This is a genomic window from Nocardia spumae (assembly GCF_020733635.1).
Classification (GTDB): Bacteria; Actinomycetota; Actinomycetes; order Mycobacteriales; family Mycobacteriaceae; genus Nocardia; species Nocardia spumae.
The window spans coordinates 2440581-2456194 of record NZ_JAJFZL010000001.1; the positions used below are offsets into that span (position 1 = coordinate 2440581).

15 protein-coding genes are annotated in these 15614 nt (G+C 69.8%); 3 read left to right on the plus strand and 12 right to left on the minus strand.

Features of this window, described 5'->3' with window-relative positions; translation table 11 throughout:
• Window positions 1–22: 22 nt before the first annotated feature.
• The 7 genes from hpnH to hpnC are packed head-to-tail and all read right to left on the minus strand — an operon-like array spanning window position 23 to window position 8648.
• The gene (gene hpnH, locus LKD76_RS10570; RefSeq protein WP_227980853.1) at window positions 23–1024 is read right to left on the minus strand and encodes an adenosyl-hopene transferase HpnH; all 1002 of its coding nucleotides are present in this window, start codon (window positions 1022–1024) and stop codon (window positions 23–25) included.
• A complete protein-coding gene (gene ispH / locus LKD76_RS10575; protein ID WP_308188517.1) occupies window positions 1025–2500 on the minus strand; it encodes a 4-hydroxy-3-methylbut-2-enyl diphosphate reductase in 1476 nt (491 codons plus the stop codon).
• The gene (gene shc / locus LKD76_RS10580; protein WP_227980854.1) at window positions 2497–4479 is read right to left on the minus strand and encodes a squalene--hopene cyclase; all 1983 of its coding nucleotides are present in this window, start codon (window positions 4477–4479) and stop codon (window positions 2497–2499) included. The genes ispH and shc overlap by 4 nt, the downstream gene beginning before the upstream one ends.
• Before the next feature lie 2 nt (window positions 4480–4481).
• On the minus strand, window positions 4482–5498 hold the full coding sequence (locus tag LKD76_RS10585) for a polyprenyl synthetase family protein (RefSeq protein ID WP_305082763.1): 1017 nt from the start codon (window positions 5496–5498) through the stop codon (window positions 4482–4484).
• Window positions 5495–6898, minus strand: coding sequence for a hydroxysqualene dehydroxylase HpnE (gene hpnE / locus LKD76_RS10590; RefSeq protein ID WP_227980855.1), 1404 nt, complete (start codon window positions 6896–6898; stop codon window positions 5495–5497). Before hpnE ends, LKD76_RS10585 begins: the two co-directional genes overlap by 4 nt.
• Entirely contained in the window at window positions 6895–7797 is a 903-nt protein-coding gene (gene hpnD / locus LKD76_RS10595; RefSeq protein ID WP_227980856.1) for a presqualene diphosphate synthase HpnD, read from the minus strand. Before hpnD ends, hpnE begins: the two co-directional genes overlap by 4 nt.
• Window positions 7794–8648 carry a squalene synthase HpnC gene (hpnC, locus tag LKD76_RS10600; RefSeq protein WP_227980857.1) on the minus strand — a complete coding sequence of 285 codons (855 nt, stop codon included), beginning with the start codon at window positions 8646–8648 and terminating at the stop codon, window positions 7794–7796. The genes hpnD and hpnC overlap by 4 nt, the downstream gene beginning before the upstream one ends.
• Before the next feature lie 104 nt (window positions 8649–8752).
• On the opposite strand from hpnC, the gene LKD76_RS10605 reads away from it, so the two are divergent.
• Window positions 8753–9949, plus strand: coding sequence for a PucR family transcriptional regulator (locus LKD76_RS10605; protein WP_479687476.1), 1197 nt, complete (start codon window positions 8753–8755; stop codon window positions 9947–9949).
• 13 nt (window positions 9950–9962) lie between these two features.
• Here the strand turns inward: LKD76_RS10605 and LKD76_RS10610 are convergent, their stop codons facing one another.
• Together LKD76_RS10610 and LKD76_RS10615 are read right to left on the minus strand one after the other, a co-directional pair.
• Entirely contained in the window at window positions 9963–11564 is a 1602-nt protein-coding gene (locus tag LKD76_RS10610) for a sensor histidine kinase (RefSeq protein WP_227980859.1), read from the minus strand.
• On the minus strand, window positions 11557–12234 hold the full coding sequence (locus LKD76_RS10615) for a response regulator transcription factor (RefSeq protein WP_227980860.1): 678 nt from the start codon (window positions 12232–12234) through the stop codon (window positions 11557–11559). The genes LKD76_RS10610 and LKD76_RS10615 overlap by 8 nt, the downstream gene beginning before the upstream one ends.
• A gap of 119 nt (window positions 12235–12353) precedes the next feature.
• Between LKD76_RS10615 and LKD76_RS10620 the strand changes: the two genes are divergently transcribed.
• On the plus strand, window positions 12354–12737 hold the full coding sequence (locus tag LKD76_RS10620) for a PepSY domain-containing protein (protein ID WP_227980861.1): 384 nt from the start codon (window positions 12354–12356) through the stop codon (window positions 12735–12737).
• Window positions 12738–12768: 31 nt separating this feature from the next.
• On the opposite strand, the gene crcB (LKD76_RS10625) is transcribed toward LKD76_RS10620, so the two are convergent.
• From crcB (LKD76_RS10625) to LKD76_RS10635, 3 genes are all read right to left on the minus strand, one after another.
• A complete protein-coding gene (gene crcB, locus LKD76_RS10625) occupies window positions 12769–13131 on the minus strand; it encodes a fluoride efflux transporter CrcB (RefSeq protein ID WP_227980862.1) in 363 nt (120 codons plus the stop codon).
• A gap of 138 nt (window positions 13132–13269) precedes the next feature.
• Window positions 13270–13779 carry a fluoride efflux transporter CrcB gene (gene crcB / locus LKD76_RS10630; RefSeq protein ID WP_308188628.1) on the minus strand — a complete coding sequence of 170 codons (510 nt, stop codon included), beginning with the start codon at window positions 13777–13779 and terminating at the stop codon, window positions 13270–13272.
• Between the two features lie 193 nt (window positions 13780–13972).
• The gene (locus tag LKD76_RS10635) at window positions 13973–14620 is read right to left on the minus strand and encodes a phosphatase PAP2 family protein (RefSeq protein ID WP_227980863.1); all 648 of its coding nucleotides are present in this window, start codon (window positions 14618–14620) and stop codon (window positions 13973–13975) included.
• 235 nt (window positions 14621–14855) lie between these two features.
• On the opposite strand from LKD76_RS10635, the gene LKD76_RS10640 reads away from it, so the two are divergent.
• Entirely contained in the window at window positions 14856–15605 is a 750-nt protein-coding gene (locus tag LKD76_RS10640) for a LysR substrate-binding domain-containing protein (RefSeq protein ID WP_227980864.1), read from the plus strand.
• Window positions 15606–15614 lie beyond the last annotated feature (9 nt).

Sequence of the window (15614 nt, forward strand, 5' to 3'; positions counted from 1 at the left end):
ACAGTGGAACGTCGGATTCGGCTCAGCTGACCGCGGCGCGGATCGTCTCCTTCAACGAGCCCAGAGTCGCGACCACCGCGGTCGGTTCGTATCCGCAGTGCGCCATGCAATTCGAGCAGCGCGGATCGTTGTCGCGGCCGAAGGCCTTCCAATCGGTGTCGTCGATCAGTTCCCGGTAGGTCGCCGCGTACCCGTCGTCGAGCAGATAGCAGGGCCGCTGCCAGCCCTTGAGCGAATACGACGGGATGGCCCACGCGGTGCACTGGAAGTCGACCTTGCCCTCGAGGAAATCCAGATACAGCGGAGAGTGGTTGAGCCGCCACTTCTTCCGGCGTCCGTCGGCGAACGCCTTGGAGAACAGCTCGTGGGTCTGTGCGACGCCGAGCCAGTGCTCCTGATCGGGCGCCTTCTCGTAGGCGTAGCCGGGCGCGATCTGCATATGGTCGATCTCGAGTTCGTCGTTGAGATAGTCCAGTACGTCGATCACGTCGTGCGGCGAATCCACATCGAAGAACGTGGTATTCGTCATCACCCGGAATCCGGCGGCCTTGGCCTGCCGGATCGCGGCGACGGCCTGATCGAACACGCCGTCCTTGCAGACCGACGCGTCGTGACGTTCGCGCAGTCCGTCCAGATGCACCATCCACGCGAAATTGCGGTGCGGAGTGAACTTGTGCAGGTGTTTGGGCAGCAATACCGCGTTGGTGCACAGGAATACGATCTTGTTGCGGTCCAGCAGCTGCTGCACGATCTCGTCGATCTGCGGATGCATCAGCGGCTCACCACCGGCGATGGAGACCATCGGCGCACCGCACTCCTCGATCGCGCCGACTGCCTGCTCCACCGGCATTCGCTGCTTGAGCAGCGTGTGCGGGTGCTGGATCTTGCCGCAGCCCGCGCACTTGAGATTGCACGCGAACAGTGGCTCCAATTCCACCAGGATGGGGAACTTCTCTCGGCGAAGCAGTTTCTGCTTCGCCAGATACGCTCCCAGACGCACGGATTGACGGAATGGCATGGCCATTCAGCTCACCTCCCGAGGCAGGTTGAAACGAACACTTTCTTCGGTCACGGTGTGGTGGCGGACCCGGACGGCGCCGAGCCCGGACAAGGCATCGACCAGGTCGTCCACCAGATAGGGCGGTGCCGAGGCGCCGGCGGTGACACCGATGCGGTGGGCGCGCGCCAGCCAGCCCAACTCGACCTCGCCGGCGTCCTCCACCAGCTGCGCCGCCACGCCCTCGGCCGCGGCGACCTCGGCCAGCCGCAGCGAATTGGAGGAGTTGCGCGAACCCAGCACCAACACCAGGTCCGACTGCCGGGCCACCGCCCGCACCGCGTGCTGGCGATTGGTGGTGGCGTAGCAGATGTCGTCCTTGCGCGGGGTGCTGACGGCCGGAAACCGTTGCCGCAGTACGGCAGCCGTGGCCTCGGCCTCCGCGATCGCCAGGGTGGTCTGCGTGACGTAGGCGACCCGTTCGGGATCCGGCACCGACACCCGCGCCGCGGCCTCCGGATCCGCTACCACCACGACCCGATCCGGCGCCTCGCCGCGGGTGCCCACGACCTCCTCGTGGTCGGCGTGCCCGATCAGGAAGACCGTCTTCCCCGCCGCCGCGAAGTTGCGGACCTCGGTGTGCACCTTCGACACCAGCGGACAGGTGCCGTCGACGACCCGCAGCGAGCGCTGCTCGGCCCGGCGGCGGACCTCCGGTGCGACGCCGTGGGCGGCGAGCACCAGCACGCCATGTTCGGGCACGTCGTCGACCTCGTTCACGAAAACCGCACCGCGCTCGGTCAATTCGCGCACCACGTGGGTGTTGTGCACGATCTGGCGGCGCACGTACACCGGTGCGCCGAAGCGGCGCAGGGTCTGCTCGACGATCTCGATCGCGCGCTCGACACCGGCGCAGAACGAGCGTGGACCGGCGAGCAGGACCTCGCGGTCACCGGTCGCGGCGGACCAGCGGTCGAAGACGGGTGCGGCCGCGCGCAGTGCGCGCAATGCCCGCACCCCGCGCCACGCCGTGCCCGGCCGCAGCAGGGGTGCGCCGGGAGTGTCGACGACGGCCCGGATCACGACGGCCCGGCCGTGCGGGGCATCGGCGGCCAGGAAGGCCGATTCGGTATCGACCGCGACCGCGCCGGTGCGGGCCAGCTCGGCCCGGGCGCGCCCGTCCACGACACGCTCGGTGGACAGCACCGGGCCCAGCCGGGCGGGCAGGCCCAGCCGTCGAAGTTCGCCGTACAGCAACGGTGCTGCCGCGCTGGACAATTCGGTATCCGGGCCGCGGATCACATCGGCCACCACCAGATCGCCGGGGCGCAGGCCGCCGTCCAGTGCGCCCGCCACACCGGCCACCGCGATCGGCCCGGCCGCGGCGTCGTCGTAGCGTCGCCGCGGCCCCCGGCCGGTGCGTACCACCGGTGCGGTCACGGCACCGCGTAGTGCCGCCCATTCCGAACGCAATGGGGTACAGACGATTCCGGGCCGGCTCATCCGTCGGCTCCCGCCGCCTCGACGGCGACGTCGTTCGGGCAGCCCTGCAGACGCAGATAGCGCCCCAGGGCCCACACCGGGAACACCAGCCGGTACAGGTGGTAGTTGATGTAGAAGTCGCCGGGGAATCCGGTACCGGTGAACAGGTCCTCGTCCCAGCCGCCGTCGGACCGCTGGGTCCGCACCAGCCAGGCGACGGCGCGCCGCACGGCGGGGGAGTCCTGCTCCTGCGCCGCCAGCAGGGCCAGCAGTGCCCACGCCGTCTGCGAGGCGGTCGATTCACCACGGCCGATCCACTCCGGCTCGCGGTAGGACCGCAGATCCTCACCCCAGCCGCCGTCGGCGTTCTGATGGTCCTCCAGCCAGCGCACCGCCGCGCGAATCGGCTGCGAGCGCGGATTCGTGCCGGCCGCGACCAGTGCCGGAACCGCCGCGCCGGTGCCGTAGATGTGGTTGGCGCCCCAGCGCCCGAACCAGGACCCGTCGGCTTCCTGATGGTCGAGCAGCCAGCGCACGCCGCGGCGGCAGGCGCGGTCACCGCCGCGACCCAGGGCCGCCAGCATCTCCACCACATGTGCGGTGACATCCGCGGACGGCGGATCGGTGACGGCGCCGAAATCGCAGAACGGCAACTTCGTCGGCAGTACCGAGGTGTTGTCGGCATCGAAGGCGCCCCAGCCGCCGTCGGCGGATTGCATCCCGACCGTCCAGCGCGCCGCGCGTTCGATCGCCGCGTCGAGACGGGCCTGATCCGGATGCGAAACCTGGTGCAGCGCGATGACGATCTCGGCGGTGTCGTCGGTATCGGGATAGACGTCGTTGGCGAATTCGAAGGCCCAGCCGCCGGGCTCGAGCTGCGGGCGCCGTACCTGCCAGTCGCCGCCGGCGGTGATCTGCTCGCCGAGCAGCCAATCGGTAGCCCGCAGCACGGCCGGATCATCGCGTGCCACACCGGCATCCAGCAGTGCCGCCGTGGCCAGCGCGGTATCCCAGACCGGGGACTGGCAGGCCTCGAGCCGCCGCACCGCACCCTCCGGTGTCTGCTCCCACACCACGAATCCGTCCAGACCCTCGATCCCGGCGCGCATCGCCGGATGATCGAGCGGATAGCCCAGCAGATGCAGTGCCAACAGCGAATACACCCACGGCGGCTGGATTCCGCCCCATCCGCCGTCGGCCTCCTGCCGCGCCAGAATCCATTCCGCGGCCCGGCGCATCGCGAGCTCGCGCACGAAGTTCAGCGGAAGTCTGGCGTAGGCGTGCAGGACGGTGTCGACGCGCTGGAAGACTCCGGCGAGTGTGGTGATCGGCGCCTGCCGGGGACGGCCGGAGCCCGCGCGCAACTCGTCGATTCCGAACGGCAGCGGGCGGCACGGCCGCAGGGTGGCGACAACGGTCAGCGGCACCACGGTCTGGCGGGCCCAGCAGCCCCAGTCGTAGATGTTGAGCGGAAACCAGGACGGGAACAGCACCAGCTCCGGTGGCAGATTCGGCAGATCGTCCCAGGACCACAGTCCGAACAGCGCCAGCCAGATTCGAGTGAAGACCCGGCTCGCCTCGATACCGCCACCGTCCCGGACGAACTGCGCCGCCGCCCGCATATGCGGTTCGGCGGGATCGTCACCGGCCCAGCGCAGTGCCACCCAGGCCTCGGCGGTGGTGGACAGGTCGCCGGGGCCGCCGTGGAAGGTCGCCCAGGTGCCGTCCGCGCGTTGCTGTGAGCGGATCCAGCGTGCCGCCGCGGCGGTCACCTCCGGATCGGAGATGCCCAGGAATGCCCGCAGCAGCAGATCTTCGGCGTCCATCGTCACATTGGTGGCCAATTCGCCCTTCCACCAGCCCTGTTCGTGCTGGGACGAACGCAGCAGCCGGACCGCCGCCTCGGTGGCGGCGCGGACCGCGGCCGGATCGTGCGCCGCGCGCGCCGATTCGGCCGCCCGCGGATTCGCCGCCGCGTTACCGGTGTGGGTGACAGTCATTGCTACGCACTCCGTTCCACGATGTACTCCGCCAGGTGAGTCAGTTCCCGGCGATAGACGGGGTCGATGGCGGCCGCGTCGAGCGCCCGCTGGGCCGCGCGCAGGCGACGCCGGGCCTCGGCGCGCGCCCACCGGCGCCCACCGGCGGCCTCGACCATCTCGGCGGCGGCCCGCAGATCGGATTCGGTGGGGTCACCGGTGCGGTCGAGCCACCGGGCGAGTTCCAGCCCCGCCGGCCGGCCGGATTCCAGGCTCCAGGTCACCGGTAGCGATTTCTTCCGTGAGCGCAGATCGGAGAACACCGGCTTACCGGTGACCTCGGGATCGCCCCAGATACCGAGCAGATCGTCGACCAGCTGAAAGGCCAGTCCGATGTTGTCGCCGTAGGTGCGCAGCGCCGCCACCGTGGCCGGTGGCGCATCGGCCAGGATCGCGCCGACGCCCGCACTCGCCGACAACAGCGCCGCCGTCTTCCCCATCGCCATGCGGATACATTCGGCCAGGCCGACGTCGTTGCGGCGCTCGAAGTCCACATCCGCGGCCTGCCCGCGGATCAGATCCTGGGTGGCCCGGCCGACCAGCAGGGCCGCGGACACCGCGTGCGGCGATCCCGAATCCAGCAGCACCTCGTGGGCCAGCGACAGCATCGCGTCACCGGCCAGCACCGCCACCGCGTCACCCCACACCGCCCAGACGGTCGGCCGATGGCGGCGGGTGGCGTCGCGGTCCATCAGATCGTCGTGGACGAGCGAGAAATTGTGCACCAGTTCGACGGCCACCGCGCCGGGGACGGCGCAGTGCTCGTCGCCACCGGCGGCCTGGGCGGCCAGCATGGCCAACCGCGAGCGCACCGATTTGCCGCTGTCGGCGGTGACCGCACGGCCTTGCTCATCGCACCAGCCGAGGTGATAGGCCACGACCGGGCGGATGGCGTTGTCGAGTCGTCCGACGGCGTCGAACAGTGCCGACCGGACGGCCGCGCCACCGGCATCGACCGTGGACAGGGTGGTTACCGTCATCTGATCACCTCCGATATCCGCGTACGGGGTTGGGGCGTCGCGGCGCGCTCGCGTGCGCCGGTGCGGGACGGGATCCCCGCCAGATACGAAATGACCTCTGTCGCAGCCGATTCCCCGCTGCGCACGGCACCTTCCATGGTTGCCGGCCAGCCGGTATCGGTCCACGCCCCCGCCAGCACCAGTCCGGGCAGCGCGGTGGCCGCCGGCGGACGCAACCGGGCGGTGCCCGGGGCGGGCCGGAAAGTCGCGTGGCGTTCGCGGGTGACGAAGAAATCCAGGACGCGCGCGTCGCGGGCCGCGGGCAGCAGCTCGGCGAGGGCGGGCAGGAATCGCCGCCGTAGCTCGGCGGTCGGCCGGTCGACGATATCGTCTGCCGCCGAGACGGAGACCGCCAGATACTGCGCCCCCGCCTCGGGTACTCCCGCGGCCGCCGTGCGATCGAACACCCACTGCACCGCCGTACCGATCCCGGCGCGCAGCGGCCCGGTCATGACCTGCCGGTCGTAGATCACATGAATGTTGACGATGGGCGAACTGCCCAGTGCCGCGGCCCAATCCGCCGGTAGATCGATAGCGCCCGCCGGGAGCAGGGCCGCGGCCGCGGGGTGCGGGATCGCCGACACGACCGCGTCGGCACGGGTGTCGCTGCCGGTGGTGGAGATCGCCCATCCGTCGGAGAGCCTGCGGATCCCGGTGACCCTGGCCGGCGCGACCGTATCCACTCCCGCGTCCGACAGGGCGGCCCGTGCGGCATCACCGTGCAACTGCCGCAACGGGATTCGTGCCCAGCCGATATCGGCCGCGGCGGAATCGGTGAGGAGCCCGATCCGGAAGACAGTGGCGGCCAGAGTGAGTGACACCTCGTCGGCGCGGGCGTTGAGAGTGGCGATGCCGACCAGATCCCAGAGGCTGTCGACGGCATCGCGATCCTGCCCGTGCGCGCGCAGCCAGTCGCCGAAACTCGTATCGTCGGTGCGCGGATCGGAGGTGTCGACGGCGCGCAGGGCCAGCGCGGCGCGTGCGAAACGCAGTCGAGCGCCGGTCGACAGCCACGGGTAGCGCAGCAACGACCAGCTCAGATGAAGCGGCGCGGGCACCGGCAGGCGGCTCAGTCGCCCCCTGCGCCCGGTGCCCGAGACCGGGATATCCAGTCGCGGTTGCAGATACACCGCGTCCCGGACGCCCATCCGGTCGAGCAGCGCGAGATAGCGTTCGCAACAGCGCAGGAAGACATGCTGGCCGTTGTCCACCCACAGCTCGCCGCGGGTGAACGAATGTGTCAGACCGCCCAGCCAGGGCCGGGATTCGAAGAGCCGGACCGCATAGCCGGCATCCGCGCAGCACAGGGCCGCGGTGATGCCCGCGAGCCCACCGCCCACCACGGCCACGCGCGCGGTCATCGCGCGCTCCGCCCGAAGGTCGCCATCGAATACTGCAGCAGCGCACCGGATGCCACCCGGGTCTTCTCCCGCCCGCTCAGCGACAGCCGACGGTCGTAGACGGCCACCGGATTCGCGTGGATCCGGGCGTTGAGCCGGCGATAGATCCCGGCCATGGCCGCACAGCAGGCGGCGCTGCGCCCGTCGAGATGCGGTATCAGGCGCAGCCCCAGGCAATACCAGTTCTCGGCCCGTTCGGTGGCGGTGCGGATCAGTGCCGCCAGCCCGCCGTCGGGATCGTCGAGCGAACCGCCCGCGTCGAGTTCCAGCCGGACCCCGAAGCGCCGCAGGTCCGCCCCGGGCAGGTACACCCGGCCGTTGATCAGGTCCTCGCGGATATCGCGCAGGATGTTGGTCTGCTGCAGGGCGATTCCGAGCTGGTCGGCGTACAGCGGTGCGGAGCGGTCGTCGCCGGAGCCGAAGATCGACAGGCACAACCGGCCGACCGCACCGGCCACACAGCGGCAGTAGTGGGTGAGCTCGTCGAAATCGGCGTACGTGACGCCGTCGACATCGGCTTGTACCCCGTCGATCAATTCGCCGAAGGCGCCCATCGGCACCGGATAGCGGCGGGCGGCGTCGGCGACCGCGAACAGTACCGGATCGTCGGTGCCGGCACCGCCGGCGACCTTGTCCAATTCCTTGCGCAGCAGGGTCAGCCCCTCGGTCTTGGCGGCCGGGTCGCCCTGCTCGTCGCCGATGTCGTCGATGCGGCGGGCCAGGGCGTACAGCGCGCACAGCGCCGAGCGCTTCGGCGGTGGCAGCAACCGGATGCCGTAGTAGAAGTTCTTGGCCTCGGTGCGCGTGATCCGCGCACAGGCCGTATAGGCCTGTTCGGTGGTGGTGCCCGCGATGGTCACTGCGACACCACCGTCGCCTTGCCGAGCAGCGTGACCATCGAGGCCACCGTGTCGACGTGCCGGGGCCGCACCGGATTCGACCACACATCGCCGTCGCACGCCCGCAGTGCGCGCACGGTCGCGCAGCCGCCCGCTATATAGCCCGCGACCGCGATCCGCGCCCAGCCGGTCAAGCGCGCTACCAGCGGCGCTCCCGCTTCCAGCAGTGATTCGCAGCGGTCGACCTGGAGCCGGATCACCGCGCGGCATGCCGGGGCGCCCGGTCCGCCGGTGGCCAGACTCGCTTCGCTCACCCCGGCCTCGGCGAGATCTCGCAGCGGCAGGTAGATCCGGCCCGCGGCATGGTCCTCGGCCACGTCCTGGCAGTGCTCGAGTATCTGCAGCGCCGAGCACACCTGATCCGACAGCGCCACCGTCTCGGCTGTGGACTGGTCGAAGACGGCGAGGACCAAGCGGCCCACCGGATTCGCCGACAGCCGGCAGTAGCCGAGCAGATCGTCGAAGGTGGCGTAGTGGTTCACGCGCTGATCGATGAGGTTGGCCTCGATCAGCTCCTGGAACGCGTCCTGGGGCAGAGCGCAGGCGGTCACCGCCGGGGCCAGCATGCGCAGCACGGGGTCGTCGGGGGCGTGGCCCTGCCACATCGCGGCCAGTTCCGCCCGCAGCGCCAGCAGTTGCGACACACGATCGCCGGGAGCGGCATCGCCGATCTCGTCGATTAGTCTGGTCGCTGCGTAGACCGCGTGGAGATGGCGACGTGGTTCGCGCGGCAACCACCGCAGCGCGACCGGAAAGTTCTCTTCCTTTTCACGGGCCCGCAGCCAGCGGGCCGGGGCTGTCGCTGCGTCCATCATTCGATGGTGAACGCACCACAGGGCTCAAATCTTCAACCGTCGAAGTGATTCCGGTTGGTGTTTTTTGTATCGGGACGATAATCGAGCCGGAGAGGACTCGAATGAGCGATTCCCAGAATGAAATTCCGATAACACCGGAAGCGTTGGACCAGCTCTCCGAAGAACTCGACGCTAGGATGCCCGATCTGCTGGACGAGGTCCGGGATCTGCTCGCCGCCGAGTGGCCGGACTACGCGCGCTACCTCGACGAGCATCGCGCCGAGGTCGCGGAGGTCGGGGTGTTGTTCGTGCATCGGTTGCTCGACCTGGCCGAACACGGCCCGCACGGTGTCGGTGGCCCCGGGGAAACGGTATTCCAGCCGACCCAGCTGGTCTTCGAACAGGTGGGCCGCCAGCAGCTGCAGGAGGGACTGGAGCTATCGGATTTGCTGGGCGCCTACCAGGTGGGTGCCAGGGTCGCCTGGCATCATGTTGCCGAAACCGCGCTGAAACTCGACCTCGGTTCGGAGGTCCTGGCGATTCTCGCCGAGGCGGTTTTCGCATTCGTCGACGAATTCTCCACCGCTTCCGCACACGGTTACGTCTCCGAACAGTCGGCGTCGAGTGCGGCCCGGGAACGCCACCGTGAGGAATTGGCGGAATTGTTGCTGTCGGGCCGTTCGGACACGATTGCCGTGCGTTTGGCGGCCGAACGAGCCGGGTGGCAGATGCCCGGTGATGTCGCGGTCGTGCTGGCCGATCCGGAGGATGCGCGCGCCTGCAGCGTGGTCGAGCATCTGGGACATCACTGCCTGCCGATCCGCCGCGACGACACGACCGGCGCGATCGTGCCGTTGCCCGGCGGGCGGGCCGATCGGCTGATCACCGCCCTGCGTGGCTGCCGGGTGGTGGTCGGGCATCCGCTGACCGTGGACCGGCTACCGACCGGGATGCGCATCGCCCGCACCGCGCTGCGGTTGCGCCGCACCGGAGTGCTCAGTGGCAGTCCGGTGATCGTCGCCGACGAACTCGACACCATCATCGCCAATCGAGACGAGTGGCTGCTGGACACGCTGCGCAAGCAGGTACTGCGACCACTGCTGGAACTGCCCGACGGTAAACGGGATCGGCTGGTGGAGACCCTGCGCAGCTGGCTGTGGCATATGGGTGACCGTCATGCCATGGCGGAGGAACTGCATATCCATCTGCAGACCGTGCGCTACCGCATGGATCGGCTGCACGAGATCTTCGGCGACACACTCGACTCGCCGCGCGAGCGGGCGCGGATGTATCTGGCACTCACCTGGGACGATCGGTAGCGGTCGGCGCCGGTCAGCGCGACGGGTCCGTCGCGGGCAGGGTGACGGTGAACCGGGCGCCGCCGTCGTCGGCGTCACCCACCTCGATGCGTCCGCCGTGGCCGGCGACGACATCGGCGACGATCGCCAATCCCAGTCCGGCGCCGCCGTCGTCACGACTGCGCGCGTCGTCGAGGCGGACGAAACGCCGGAAGATGCGATCGCGATCGGCGGGTGCCACACCGCCGCCGTCGTCGCACACCTCCAGCACCGCGTCGCCGTCCCGGCGTGCCACCCGGACCCGCACCTGACCGGCCGCGTGGCGCTGTGCGTTGTCGAGCAGATTGTTCAGCACCCGGCCGAGTTGAATGCGGCTGCCCGGCACCGTGATCGCGATGTCGGGGAGTTCGAAGGTGGTGGGATGCCGATCGCCGGTGCGCCGGGCGAACTCGTCACGCACCAGCTGCGCCAGCTCGACCGCGTCGCGCCGCGGTTGTTCGCCCGAGTCCAGCCGGGCCAGCAACAGCAGATCCGCCGCCAGATGTTCGAGCCGGATCGTGTCGTCGAGGATGCCGTCGATATCGAGCAGCTCGGGGTGGGCCTGGGCCACTTCCAGTTGGGTGCGCAGACTCGCGATCGGACTGCGCAGTTCGTGCGCGGCGTCGGCGATGAAACGGCGCTGCCGGTGTGCGGCGGATTCCAGTGCCGACAGGGTCACATTGGTGGTGGCCGCCAGCCGGGCGATCTCATCACGTGCCGCGGGTTCGGGGACCCGGCGGGACAGATCGCCGTCGACGATCTCGGCCAGTTCGGCACGGATCGCCTCCACCGGGCGCAGCGCGCGGCGCGTCACCAGCCAGGTCACCGCCGCCACCAGCGCCAGCAGCGGCGCCAGCCCCGCGAGCATGGCGCCGCGCACGCCCGATACCGCCTTGTCCGCTGTCGCCAGTGACGTTCCCGCGTAGACGGTGACCGGTTGCCCGCCCGGTGTGGTCACCGACAGGGCCGCTACCCGGAAATCGTGACCGCCGGTGTCGGAATCGGCCACCGGCAGGCGCATATCGCGCAGTGTCACCCGGTCGCCGACGGTGCCGGGTGTGGTCGCGGCGGCGTGCTCGCCGCCGCGACGGCCCGATGCGGACACGCGATCGTCGTCTTCTCCGTCGTCGACGTCGCCATCGTCGCCGGCATTGCCGTTGTCGTCGTCATCGCCGCCGTCGTCATCGTCGTCGTCATCGCCGTGGTCGTCACTGTCGAGTTTCGGAGCGACACCGTGGGTTTCGCCCGCGGTGCCGGGCCGCCCGGTCCCCATGATCGGGTGGCGCGGCAGATCGTCGTCGGCCGCCAGCACCACGCCCTGTTCCGAAACCACCTGTACCGGTTGATGATCGGCGTCGGGCAGGTTCAGACGCGCGAAGTCCACGCCGACCGCGATCCGGGTCGCGATGGTTCGCGCGCTCGTCTCGGCCTGCAGTCCCGCGCTGTCGATCAGGTTGTGCCGCAACACCATCAGCACGGCAAGCCCGGCCGCGATCAAGGCGGCCGCCACCACGACGGTGGCGGCGGCGGTGGTGCGGGCGCGCACCGAATTCCACCATCGCAGCCGGCCGAGCCATCGGGCGGGCACCTCAGCCACGCCCGGCCACCAGGCGGTATCCGGCGCCGCGCACGGTGATGATCGTGCGGCAGCCGAACGGTGTGTCGATCTTTCGGCGCAGTGCGCTGATGTACACCTCGACGATATTCGGATCACCGGTGTAGGCGAAATCCCAGACATGATCGAGGATCTCGGATTTCGGCACGATCTGCTCGGCGCGCAGGGCGAGATGTTCGAGCACCGCGAACTCCTTCGCGGTCAGCGAGACGGGCTGATCGCCGCGCCGGCAGGTGTGCGTCGCCGGATCCACCAGCAGATCGCCCACCCGGACCACGGGCGCGCCGCCACGGGTGCGCCGTCGCAGCAGCGCCCGAATGCGGGCCAGCAGAACGACATAGGAGAACGGCTTGCACAGGTAGTCGTCGGCGCCGGTGTCGAGGCCCTCGGCCTCGTCGTACTCGCCGTCCTTGGCGGTCAGCATCAGGACCGGGGTGTCGTCGCCCTCGGCTCGCAGGGTGGCGCAGATCCGATAGCCGTTGATCCCGGGCAACATGATGTCGAGCAGGATCAGGTCGTAGGCCGCGGTGCGCGCCAGATGCAGACCCTCGGTTCCGTCGTGGGCGACATCGGTCGCGAAGCCTTCTGCCGCCAGGCCTTTCGCGAGCGTATCGGCCAGCCGTTTCTCGTCCTCCACGATGAGCAGGCGCATGTGCTCAGCTTCGCAGATTCCTCCTGAAGGGAATTTCAGGAAGCTTCAGCGGCCCTTCAGGTCCGTGCTGCCAGAGTGGCTTCGCCGTCGAAACACCCACTCGCACAGGAGGAAACATCATGACATCGATACTGCGCCGGGTCGGCAACGGACTGCGCTGGCTGCTCGTCGGCGCGGCGGCCTTCGCCGTGGTCGCGGCCACCGGCCTGGCGCTCGGCGCCGGGACCGGGGTTCTCGACGACTCCCGGCATCACCTGGAGTTCTCGCCGGTGGGCTACGCCGCGGCGGCCGAACCCGCCGCCGCGACGATCGACCGCGAGCGAGCCGTCGAGGTCGCCCGCGGCGCGGTACCCGATGCGCGGGTCATCTCCGCCGAACTCGACACCGGCCGGGCGAATCCGGTCTGGGAGGTCGAGTTGCGCGATGCCCGGGGCGAGGACGTGGACGTGACCGTCGACGCGGTGAACGCCACCGTGCTCGCGGTCGATCACGACGACGACTGACATCGCTACCGGGTGCGATGCGGCGGCCCGCTCAGCCGGCGAACGCGTGCGCCACCGCGTAGCCGAGCAGGGCGGCGCCGAGTCCGGCCACCACGCTGATCACCACATTCATCGCCGCGTAGAACGTCACGCGCTGCTCGAGCAGCCGCATCGTCTCGTACCCGAACGTACTGTAGGTGGTCAGCGCCCCGCAGAACCCGGTGCCGAGCAAGGCCAGGACCGGCGTGCCGGCCGCGGCGCCGGTGAGCGCCCCCAGGATGAGGCAGCCGGCGATATTGACCGTCAGCGTCCCCCACGGGAACAGGCTGTCGTGCCGCGCCTGAACGAAGCGATCGGTCAGGTAGCGGGCCGGGGCGCCGATCATCGCGCCGAGGAGAACCAACGCGATGATCATCGTGCCTCCTGCGATATGCGGGGCACCTGCGCCCGGTCGGCCCGGTGAGTGGGCTGCGCAGTGTGACTCATCGTGCCTCCTGCGATTTGCGGGGCACCTGCGCCCGGTCGGCCCGGTGAGTGGGCTGCGCAGTGTGACTCATCGTGCCTCCTGCCGAATCCGCTTGCCGAGAAATACCATTCGCGCCAGGGTGACCCCGGCGAGCACCGCGAGCAGCGCGCACACCAGGGTGGCACCCAGATAGGCGAACGCGAGCCAGGCCGAACCCGGTTGCAGCAGATTGCGGATCTCGACGGCGTAGGTGGAGAAGGTGGTGAATCCGCCGAGAAAGCCCACCCCCACGAACGGCCGCACCAGCCGATGGGCGGGCCACACCTCGGTGATCAGCACCATCAGCACGCCGATCGCCAGGCAGCCGGCGACGTTCTCGGTGAAGGTGCCCCACGGGAACTGGCCGGGATGGGTCGGCAGCAGCCGCGACAGACCGTAGCGGGACAGACCGCCGAGTCCGCCGCCGATCGCGATCACCGCCAGCACCGCGCCGTGTTCGCGCATCAGCTCCCGCCGTTGAGTGGGGACGCGCAGGTCGACATCGGGATCGATCGACTCGGCGGCGGAGTCGCCGGGCCGGTCCGGGAAACGACGCACTTCGGTCAACGACAGACTCCTACTCGAACGACGGGACAGCACAGACCTCGAGTAGGGACTGTTGGCGATCGTCCGATCGCGGTTGTTCCGGCGCCTGCACCGGAGTGGCGAGCCCCACCGCCACGTCGGTCAGAATAGCGGGTCGCGGCACCCGCGTATCCGGACTGTGCCCGGCTTCACCGATCGGCCCGCCTCACGCCCGCGGCACGGGCTCCCGCGCGGTGTCGGCGACCAGCGGCGCGAGCGCCGACGAGCGCAGCCGTGCCACCAGGTTGGTGACCGGGCGCGCCAGCAGCAGGCTGACCGCGGCGGCGACCGGGACGGCGAGGATCGCCGAGGCCACCACATCGTGCGGATAGTGGCCGCCGACGTAGACCCGGCTGAACGCCAGGACGACCGCGAAGACCGCCGTGACCCAGCCCAGGCGCCGATTCAGCAGATAGAGCGCGGCGACGGTGGCCGCCGCCGTCGTGGTGTGACCGCTGGGGAACGAATAGTCGCTCGGCACCGGACAGGTCTCGAGGATGTAGGCGGACGGGACGCCCCGGCACGGCCGCGGCTCGGCGACCAGTACTTTCACCACCTCAGCGACCAGATACGCGACCACTACGCTCACCGGAGCCAGCAACGCCAGTGCCATCGACCGGTCGTCGCGGCGGCGTGCCAGCCACCAGCCGATCACCATCAGCACGGCGAAGATTCCCAGTCCCGCATCGGTCCACCACAGCATCGCGTCGTTGAGCCAGCGGGTGTGGTCGGCGAAATCGGTGATGGTGGTGAACAACGGGCGATCGAATCCGGGGCCGCCGGATGCCATCGGGGCCGGGGAGGGGGTCGTCAACGCGAATCCGTTCTGGTCGGCCCGGCGTACCGGGTGAGTCTGGGGAGTGCTGTGATCATTTCTACCGTGTTCGCCGGGGGCACACGGTGCCGACCACTGCTGTCGTACCGCTCGTCATCTCGATGATGTAGCGACCCGGATCGTGGCGCCGACCGGCCGGATGGCACCGGCCGCGGTGGGCCGGCCGGGGACCGCGGGTGCCGGAGGCGTCCGGCCGGTGCCATACGCTTGCCCGATGACCCAGCCCACTCCCGTCTCGCCGCGTATCGGCTATGTCCCGGGCGTCACCGTCGCCAAATGGGCGCGGGTATGGGCGCAACGTTTTCCCGACGCGCCGCTGGAACTCGTCGCGGTACCGCAGGCGCAGCAGCGCGGCGCCCTGACCGAGGGCCGGGTCGACATGTGCTTCGTGCGGTTGCCGATCGACCGCGAGGGCCTGCACGCGATTCCGCTGTACCGCGAACTGGCGGTGGCGGTGGTGCCCAAGGACCATCCGATCGCACTGTTCGAGGAGGTGAGCTCGGCCGATCTGGACGATGAGCGGATGCAGGACACGGGCGATATCGATGCGGTCGGCGACGCCCTGGAACTGGTGGCGGCGGTCGGCGGCGCGGCCGTGGTCCCGCAGTCGCTGGCGCGCCTGCATCACCGCCGCGACCTGATCTACCGGCCGCTCACCGACGTGGATCCGACGCAGATCGCCCTGGCCTGGCCGATCGACCACCCGGGGGAGTTCGTCGAGGAGTTCATCGGCATCGTGCGCGGCCGCACCGCGAACAGTTCACGGACCAGTGGTGAACGTGATCGTCGCGAGGGTGAGGGCACCCGCGCCCGCACCGGAGGTGGTGCGGCACAGGGCGGTAAGGGACGCGCGCAGGGTGGGGCGAAGCAGTCCGCGCCGCGCCGGGGCGGGGCGGGGCAGGGGCGCTCGGGTGGCACTCGATCGGGTGGCACTCGCGGCCGGCAGAAACGACGCGGCCGCTGAGGTAGGAAA